This is a genomic window from Mycobacterium sp. (assembly GCF_039583805.1).
In the GTDB taxonomy this organism is placed as follows: Bacteria; Actinomycetota; Actinomycetes; order Mycobacteriales; family Mycobacteriaceae; genus Mycobacterium.
In genome coordinates, this window is the sequence record NZ_JAVKSH010000042.1 from 4,109 (window position 1) to 12,932 (window position 8,824).

General features: G+C 69.4%; 5 protein-coding genes. All 5 read right to left on the reverse strand.

What is annotated here, in order from left to right; translation table 11 throughout:
* Positions 1 to 40 precede the first annotated feature (40 nt).
* On the reverse strand, positions 41 to 1,792 hold the full coding sequence (treZ, locus tag ABDW21_RS07695) for a malto-oligosyltrehalose trehalohydrolase (protein WP_343599014.1): 1,752 nt from the start codon (positions 1,790 to 1,792) through the stop codon (positions 41 to 43).
* Complete coding sequence (gene treY / locus ABDW21_RS07700; protein ID WP_343599012.1) at positions 1,789 to 4,077, reverse strand: malto-oligosyltrehalose synthase; 2,289 nt, start codon at positions 4,075 to 4,077, stop codon at positions 1,789 to 1,791. Before treY ends, treZ begins: the two co-directional genes overlap by 4 nt.
* A gap of 3 nt (positions 4,078 to 4,080) precedes the next feature.
* A complete protein-coding gene (gene glgX / locus ABDW21_RS07705; protein WP_343599010.1) occupies positions 4,081 to 6,246 on the reverse strand; it encodes a glycogen debranching protein GlgX in 2,166 nt (721 codons plus the stop codon).
* Positions 6,246 to 8,405: an acyltransferase family protein gene (locus ABDW21_RS07710; RefSeq protein WP_343599008.1), complete on the reverse strand. Its 2,160-nt coding sequence runs from the start codon at positions 8,403 to 8,405 to the stop codon at positions 6,246 to 6,248. Before ABDW21_RS07710 ends, glgX begins: the two co-directional genes overlap by 1 nt.
* A 79-nt stretch (positions 8,406 to 8,484) precedes the next feature.
* Positions 8,485 to 8,824: NlpC/P60 family protein (locus ABDW21_RS07715; protein WP_343599006.1), on the reverse strand; the 340-nt coding region annotated here is incomplete at its 5' end.

The window sequence follows — 8,824 nt, forward strand, 5'->3', positions numbered from 1 at the left end:
GCACAGTACCACAGGATCGATGAGGCGAGCATGCCGGTCGTCAGTAATCCACAGTCCGCAGGATGGCGAACGAATGCCCGGGCAACCCGGTGGCGGTGTCTTCGACCGTCGGGCGGTCCCAGGCCCGCACCACCTCACCGGTCACCGGGACGCGCACCGGCCCGGGGCCCAGATTGCAGGCGATGGACAGCCGACCGCGGCGCAGGACGATCCAGCGGTGCTCCTGGTCGTAGTCGACGACCAGGTCGGGCAGCCACGGATCGGCCAGGTCGGGTTCGCTTCGCCGCAGCGCGATCAGGTCGCGGTAGAGCCGGTGCAGCCGGGCATTCTCACCGTCGTCGACCTCGGCCCAGTCCAGTTTGGAGCGCGCGAAGGTCTGCGGGTCCTGCGGGTCCGGGATGTCAGCGGCGTCCCAGCCGTGCTCAGCGAACTCTCTCGTGCGGCCCTGCGCGGTGGCGCGAGCCAGCTCCGGCTCGGGGTGCGAGGTGAAAAACTGGAACGGCGTCGACGCACCCCACTCCTCACCCATGAAAAGCATTGCGGTGTAGGGGGATGCCAGAACCAACGCGGCCTTGACCGCCAGCTGCCCGGCGGAGAGGTTTTGCGACGGGCGGTCCCCGAGGGCGCGGTTGCCGACTTGGTCGTGGGTGCAGGTGTAGGCCAGCAGCCGGGTCGCCGGGATCGTCGCCGTATCCAGCGGGCGGCCATGGCGGCGGCCCCGGAACGAGGAATACGTGCCGGCGTGGAAGAAGCCGTGCCGCAGCGTGGCGGCCAGGGCGGCCAGCGAACCGAAGTCGGCGTAATAGCCTTGCCGTTCGCCGGACACCGCGGCGTGGACGGCGTGGTGGATGTCGTCGTCCCACTGCGCGGTCAGCCCGTAACCGCCGACGGCGCTGCCGCCGCCGCGACGAGTGATCAGCCGCGGGTCGTTGAGGTCGCTCTCGGCGACCAGCGACAGGGGACGGCCCAGTTGCATCGACAGCGTGTCGGTGTCGCGTGCCAGCTCCTCCAGGATGTGCATCGCGGTGGTGTCCACCAGCGCGTGCACGGCGTCCAGCCGCAGCCCGTCGGCGTGGAAGTCGCGCATCCAGCGCAGCGCGCAGTCGATGATGTAGCGGCGCACCTCGTCGGAGCCGGGGCCGTCGAGGTTGATGCCCTGGCCCCACGGGTTGCGCTGCGGGGACAGGTACGGCCCGAACCGCGGCAGGTAGTTGCCCGACGGGCCGAGGTGGTTGAACACCGCGTCGATCAGTACACCCAGTCCGCGGCGATGGCAGGCGTCGACGAAGGCGACCAGACCGTCGGGGCCGCCGTAGGGTTCGTGGACGGCGTACCACAGCACCCCGTCGTAACCCCAGCCGTGCGTGCCGCCGAATGCGTTGACCGGCATCAGCTCCACGAAGTCGACTCCGAGATCGACGAGGTGGTCCAGCTTGTCGATCGCCGAGTCGAAGGTGCCTGCCGGAGTGAAGGTGCCCACGTGCAGTTCGTAGATCACCGCGCCCGCAACCGTTCTGCCGGGCCAGTCGTCGTCGGTCCGGGTCGCCGGGGACAGGACGGTGGCGTCCCACAGCTGGGACCGCGCGTGCACCCCGTCGGGTTGGCGAGCCGACCGCGGGTCGGGCAGCACCGCGGGTTCGTCGTCGAGCAGATAGCCGTAGCGGGCGCCGGGTGCGGCGTCGACCTGTGCGCGCCACCAGCCGTTGTCCGAGCGCATCATCGGATACACCGCCCCATCGACGTCGAGGCGGACCAGAGCGGGTTCGGGTGCCCAGACGGCGAAGTCGGTCATTGCTCCCGTTCCAGCAGGACGACGGGCAACTCGGCGAACAGCGTGGCGGCCGCCGGGGAACCCCTGAACGTCGCACCGGTCAGCGCATCGGTCCACGAGCCGGCCGGCAGCGGTAACACCGTGTCACCCCAGCCGGTTTCGGCCAGCCGCACCGTCCAGCGGGTGACCGCCACCAGCACGTCGTCACCGCGGCGGAACGCCACCGCGTGATCGGCGGCACCGCCCGCGGCGAGCACCGGATGATAAGCGCCGCGCAGGAAGGTGTCCGGGCGGGCGCGCCGGCACCGTAACGCCGCGCTGACCACCCGCATCTTGTTGTGGCGCTGCTCCTTCAGGGCTGTGCGCCGCGCAGCGTAGTCGACCGGCCGCCGGTTGTCCGGGTCGACCAGGTTGTCGTCCCACAGTTCGGTGCCTTGGTAGACGTCGGGAATGCCGGGGACGGTCAACGCGAGCAGTTTTTGGCCCAGCGCGTCGGATTCCGCGTGCGAGTTAAGTTGGGCCACAACGTCGGTGAGTTCACCGGCCACCGGCCCGTCGAGCACGGTGTCCAGCCAGCCGTGCACCGCGCTCTCAAAACCGGTGTCGGGATCGCCCCACGAGGTGCGCCGCCCCGCTTCCCGGATCGCCTTCTCGGTGTAGGCGTGCAACCGCGTCCGCAGCCCGCCGCTGATCTGTCCGTCGACCGGCCACACCCCGAAGATGTTCTGCCAGAGAAACAATCCGGTCGCGGCGTCCGGGCACGGTGTCACGTCCTGCCACCGCGTCACCGACGAGGCCCACAGGGACGGCACCTGGGACAGGACAGCGATGCGGGCACGGACGTCCTCGCCGCGCTTGGTGTCGTGGGTGGACAGCGTCGTCATGGTCTGCGGCCAGCGCCGGGCGCGGGCGGCGGCGCGATAGTGGAACTCCGCGGCGCCCACCCCGAAGCGTCGCGGATCGCCGCCCACTTCGTTCAGCGACACCAGTCGGGCGTCCCGGTAGAACAGGCAGTCCTCGGCGGCTTTGGCGGTCACCGCGCCGCAGAGCTGCTGCAGCCGCACGGCCGGCTCGCCACCGTCGGCCAGCGCGGCGGCCAGCACCTGCAGCGGCGGGCCGAAACGGGATGCGGCGGAACGGGTTTCGGCCAGGGCGCGGGGCAGCGTGGCGGCCAGGCCCGGGTAGTCGCAGCGGTAGACGTCGATATGGGTGAGCAGCGCCGCGACGGCCTCACCCAGCAGCGGGTGGTCGGCCCCGGCGGCGGCCACCACCGCGCGACGCAGCCGGTCCAGCTCGCAGGCCAGGGTGCCGGTGGCGGCGGCGACCTTCAGCTCCGCCAACTGCGTCGAGTACCCCACGGCGCCGACGGATTCAACCAGTCCCGTCAGTGCCGGTTCTCCGCTGGGGTCGACGAAGATCCCCCCGATCTCGCGGAGCACGTCGTAGCCGGTGGTGCCGTGCACCGGCAGCGTCGGCTCCAGCGCCTCGTCGGCGGCCAGGACCTTCTCGATCACGATCCAGGCCTGCGGGCCGAGTAGGCGGCGCAGCCACTCCAGATACCCGCCCGGGTCGGCCAATCCGTCGGGATGGTCGATGCGCACCCCGTCGACCAGCCCCTCGGCGAACCAGCGGCCCACCTCGGCGTGGCTGGCGTCGAACACGGCGCGGTCCTCCTGGCGCAGCGCGGCCAGGGAGGTGATCGAGAAGAACCGGCGATACCCGCAGACCCCGTTCCGCCAGCCCACCAGCCGGTAGTGCTGGCGGTCGTGCACCTGCGGACCCGTGCCGTCGCCGCTGCCCGGCGCGACCGGGAATGCCAGGTCGCCCAGCCGCAGCTCGTCGCCGTCGACGGTCACACCCGCGACGTCGTCGTCAGAACCCAGCACCGGCAGGATGACACGGCCGCCACCGAGCTCCCAGTCGATGTCGAAAAACCGTGCGTAAGCCGACGATCGGCCATGCCGCAGCACGTCCCACCACCACGGGTTCTGCTCGGGCTTGTCGACCCCGACATGGTTGGGCACGATGTCGACGACCAGGCCCATCCCACGGGCCCGGGCCGCGGCCGACAGTCGCGCGAGACCGTCGGCGCCACCGAGCTCAGGTGACACGCTGGTGGGGTCGGTGACGTCGTAGCCGTGCGCCGACCCGCGCACCGCGGTCATGACGGGCGACAGGTACAGATGCGACACGCCGAGCTCGTCGAGGTAGTCCACCAGGTTCGCGGCGTCGTCGAAGGTGAAGCCGAACCCGCTCGCTACGCCGCGCAGCTGCAACCGGTAGGTCGACAGTACCGGAAAAGCCATGTGTCACAGAGTCTTACGCAGTACGAGCAGAGCGCGTCCGGGTAGCCAGACCTCGTCGCCGTCGTGCACGACCCGTTCGGCGTCACCGGTGGGCTCGGTGGTGTCGAGCACCGCCGTCCACTCCCGCGCGTAGTCCCCGTGCGGCATGACGAAGCCGACGTCGTGGTCGTGGGCGTTGAAGCACAACAGGAACGAGTCGTCGACAACCCGCTCGCCGCGCTTGTCGGGCTCGGGCAGCGCGTCGCCGTTGAGGAACACCATGATGCATTTGCCGAAATCGGTGTCCCAGTCCTGCGGCGTCATCTCCTCGCCGGCCGGTGTCAGCCAGGCGATGTCGCGGACTTCGTCGCCGCTGCGGATGGGCTGCCCCGCGAAGAACCGCCGGCGCCGGAACACCGGGTGATCGACCCGCAGCTCGGTCACTGTGCGGGTGAATTCCAGCATGTCGGCGTTCTTGTCGGCCAGCGCCCAGTCCATCCAGGACAGCTCGGAGTCCTGGCAGTAGACGTTGTTGTTGCCGTGCTGGGTGCGGCCCATCTCGTCGCCGTGCGCGATCATCGGGGTGCCCTGCGAGAGCATCAGGGTCGCCATGATGTTGCGCATCTGCCGGGCCCGCAGCGCCAGGATGTCGGGATCGTCGGTGGGGCCCTCCACGCCGCAGTTCCACGACCGGTTGTGGCTCTCGCCGTCGTTGTTGTCCTCGCCGTTGTCCTCGTTGTGTTTCTCGTTGTAGGACACCAGGTCGGCCAGCGTGAAGCCGTCGTGCGCGACGACGAAGTTGATGCTGGCGCCGGGCCGGCGTCCGGTGGCCTCGTAGAGGTCGCTCGACCCCGTCAGCCGGGACGCGAACTCGCCCAGCGTCGCCGGCTCGCCCCGCCAGTAGTCGCGCACGGTGTCGCGGTACTTGCCGTTCCACTCGGTCCACAGACCCGGGAAGTTGCCCACCTGGTAGCCGCCCTCGCCGACGTCCCACGGCTCGGCGATCAGCTTGACCTGGCTGACCACCGGATCCTGCTGGACCAGATCGAAGAAGGCGCTGAGCCGGTCGACGTCGTAGAACTCCCGAGCCAGCGTCGACGCCAGGTCGAACCGGAAACCGTCGACGTGCATCTCGGTCACCCAGTAGCGCAGCGAGTCCATGATCAGCTGCAGGGTGTGCGGGTTGCGGGCGTTGAGGCTGTTGCCGGTTCCGGTGAAATCCTTGTAGAACCGCGGGTCGTCGTCCTCGAGCCGGTAATAGGCGGCGTTGTCGATGCCGCGGAAGTTGATGGTCGGACCGAGGTGGTTGCCCTCGGCGGTGTGGTTGTAGACCACGTCGAGGATCACCTCGATGCCGGCCTCGTGGAAGGTGCGGACCATGGTTTTGAACTCCGCGACGGCGCCGCCGGGCTGCCGGTTGGCCGCGTACTGGTGGTGCGGCGCGAAGAAGCCGAAAGTGTTGTAGCCCCAGTAGTTTCGCAAACCCAGCTGCTGCAGCCGGTGGTCGTGTAGGAACTGGTGCACCGGCATCAGCTCGATCGCCGTGACGTGCAGCGACCGCAGGTGGTCGATGATTGCCGGATGGGCCAGCCCCGAGTAGGTGCCGCGCAGTTCTTTGGGGATGCCCGGATGGGTCTGCGTCAGGCCCTTGACGTGCGCCTCGTAGATCACCGTCTCGTTGTAGGGGGTGCGTGGGGCGCGGTCGGAGGCCCAGTCGAAATACGGGTTGATCACAACGCTGGTCATGGTGTGTCGCAGCGAGTCGACCATCGGCAGTGTGCCGGAGTCGGGTGCGGCGATGTCGTAGGAGAACAGCGCCTGACCGAAGGCGAAGTCGCCCGCGAACGCCCGCCCGTAGGGATCGAGCAGCAGCTTGCTGGGGTCACAACGGTGCCCGGCAGCAGGATCGAACGGCCCGTGCACCCGGAACCCGTACCGTTGCCCCGGATGCACGGTCGGCAGATAGGCATGCCAGACGTATCCGTCGACCTCGTCCAGGGCGATCCGGGTTTCGCCGCCGTGCTCGCCGATCAGGCACAACTCGACCTTCTCGGCGATCTCGGAGAACACCGCGAAGTTCGTGCCGCCGCCGTCGTAGGTGGCGCCGAGCGGGTAGGCGTCACCCGGCCACACGGTGGCCAGCCTGGGTGCGGTGTCCTCGCGATGGCCGGCCGGCGCGTTCGGCGTCATCACCACCACCCGGTGGCCGCAGCGATCTGCCGGCCCAGCTCGCCCGACATGGTGCGCATGTAGGTGGCGGACAGATGATGCGCATCGTGGTACACCAAAATATTTCCCTCCACCGCGCGGCAGATGTCGGGCCGACACACCGCATCACTCATGTCGAGCGGTTTGAGCAGCGGGAACCGCCCGACGAAGTCGAGGGTGGGGTTGTGATCAGCCAGCACCGCCGAGCGGTTAATCCCGCACGACTGCGCGTTGCCGCCCTTGGCGAGGCAGTCCGCCGGCTCGACCGGGTTGCCGTCCTTGACCAGCCAGGGCGTGTCGCGCATGGCCAGCACCGGAATGTTGTTGTCGGAGAGCCGCTGCCAGATTCCGATGTAGGTGCCCGGCATCACGTCGCCGGGTTTGATGTTCCACGGCCGGGTGGATGTGGTGAAGACGTAGTCGGGGTGGTCGGCGACCAGTTTCGCCATCGTTTTCTCCACCCACGCGTGGCACTGCGGATACGGCGCGTTGTTGCCCATGATCAACGGGATTTCCTCGGTGGACAGCGGGCAGCCCATCTTCAGGTAGGTGACCACCTTGAAGTGGTGCAGCCGGCCCAGCAGGTCCAGGGCGGTGAGCCAGTGTTCGGCATGTGACCCGCCGGCCAGCGCGATGGTGCGGGTGGCGTTTTCGTCACCGTACGTGCAGTTGATCAGCGCGGGGTTGGTGAAGTCGCTGATGCAGCCTTCGGCGGTCGACCTGGGCAGGTCCTTGTTGGCTTCCAGGACGGTGGGCCGCATCCTGAGCTTGGGCACCCGAACGTGTCTGGTCAGAGCGCGCGCACCGGGATAGTCGCGGGCGCTGAGCCCGCTGAGCTCCTTGCCGCCGGCCCGTTGCACGGTGACGTGCTCACGCCAGGTGAACGAGGTCGCGGTGAGCGTCACGCCCAGCAGCGTCACCACGGAGCCGAGCACGATGGTGGGCCGGCGCAGCCGCTGCCGCCACGGAGTCGCCGCCGCCGGGCGGGAGGCGGCGACCGGCACGCGGTAGCGCAGCGGATCCTCGACCAACCGGGTGGTCAGGTAGGCCAGCAGGCCCGAGATCAGCAGCACCACGGCGCCCTCGACGAGGGTGGCCCGGCGGTGGCCGGTGTAGGAGAGCCAGAAGATCAACAGCGGCCAGTGCCACAGGTACAGCGAGTACGCCATGGCGCCCAGCGCCACCAGCGGTCCGGCGGCCAGCATCCGGTTGGGCAGCGACGTCGCGGCCGCGGCGCCGGGGTGGACCTGTCGATTCGCCCCGGCCAGGATGAACAGCACGGTCGCCCCGACGGGGACCAGCGCCCACGGGCCGGGGAACTGCTTGACGCCGTCGATCAGCGCCCCGCAGGACAGGATCGTCGCCAGCGCCGCCGTGGCGACCACGCTGCGCAGCCACATCGGCCACCGGATGTAGGGGACCAGCGCGCCGGCCAGCGCGCCCAACAGCAGCTCCCAGGCGCGGGCGAAGCTGTTGTAGTACGCGGTCGCCTGGTTGACCTGGTGCGCGACGATCGCATAGCCGAACGACGCCGCGGTCAGCACGCTGAGCAGCACCACGAAGGCGGTGCGCAGTCGCGTGCCCAGCCGCTGCCGCAACAGGTACGCCGCACCGAAGACGACAGCCAGCAAAGCGATGTAGAACTGGCCCTGCACCGACATCGACCAGATGTGCTGCAGCGGGCTGACAGCTTCGCCGGCCCGCAGGTAGTCGCCCACCGTGCCGGCCAGTTCCCAGTTCTGGTAGTAGCCCAGGCTGGCCAGGCTCTGGTCGGCGAACGTCTCCCAGCGGGTCTGCGGCTGCACCAGGATGGTCAGCACCGCGCACCCGGCCAGCACCACCACCAGAGCCGGCAGCAGCCGGCGGACCAGGCGGATCACGTCGGCCACCGGCGACAGTGACGCGGCCGGGTCGAGCGCGGCGCGAATCACTTTGCCGCCGAAGAAGAAACCGGACAGCGCCAGGAACACGTCCACCCCGCCGGACACCCGGCCGAACCATACGTGGAACATCGCCACCAGCGCGATCGCGATACCGCGCAGGCCGTCGAGATCGAGACGGTGGAAACCCTCTTTACGGCTCCGTATGGCGGCGGGCTGCGGGCCGGTAGCCGGCGCGCGCGGCGGTGACAGGGTCATCATGATCGACTGTTAATTTACCCAACCCCGTTTTACCCGCTGCCCAAACGCCGCAGCCCGGTGCCCGTGGCGGCGCCGCGGCCTACCCGATGATCCGGGTCAGGTAGGGATTCATGCCGTCGGAGCGGGCCGTCGTCACCATGACGGCGGGTGGGGTGGCCTCCACCATCTGACCGTTGCCGATATAGATCGCGACGCCCTCGCTGCCGGCGGGACCGAAGCAGATCAAGTCGCCCGGCTGGGCCTGGGCCGGGAGCACCTTGCGGCCGACGTTGCACTGCTGGCCCGAGGTGCGTGGCATCTTCAGCCCGGCGCCGGCGTAGGCGTACTGCACCAGCCCGGAGGCGTCGAATCCCACCGCGTTGGCACTCGGGTCGGCGCCGAGACCGGGCCCAGCGGTGCCGGGCCCAGTGGTGCCGGGC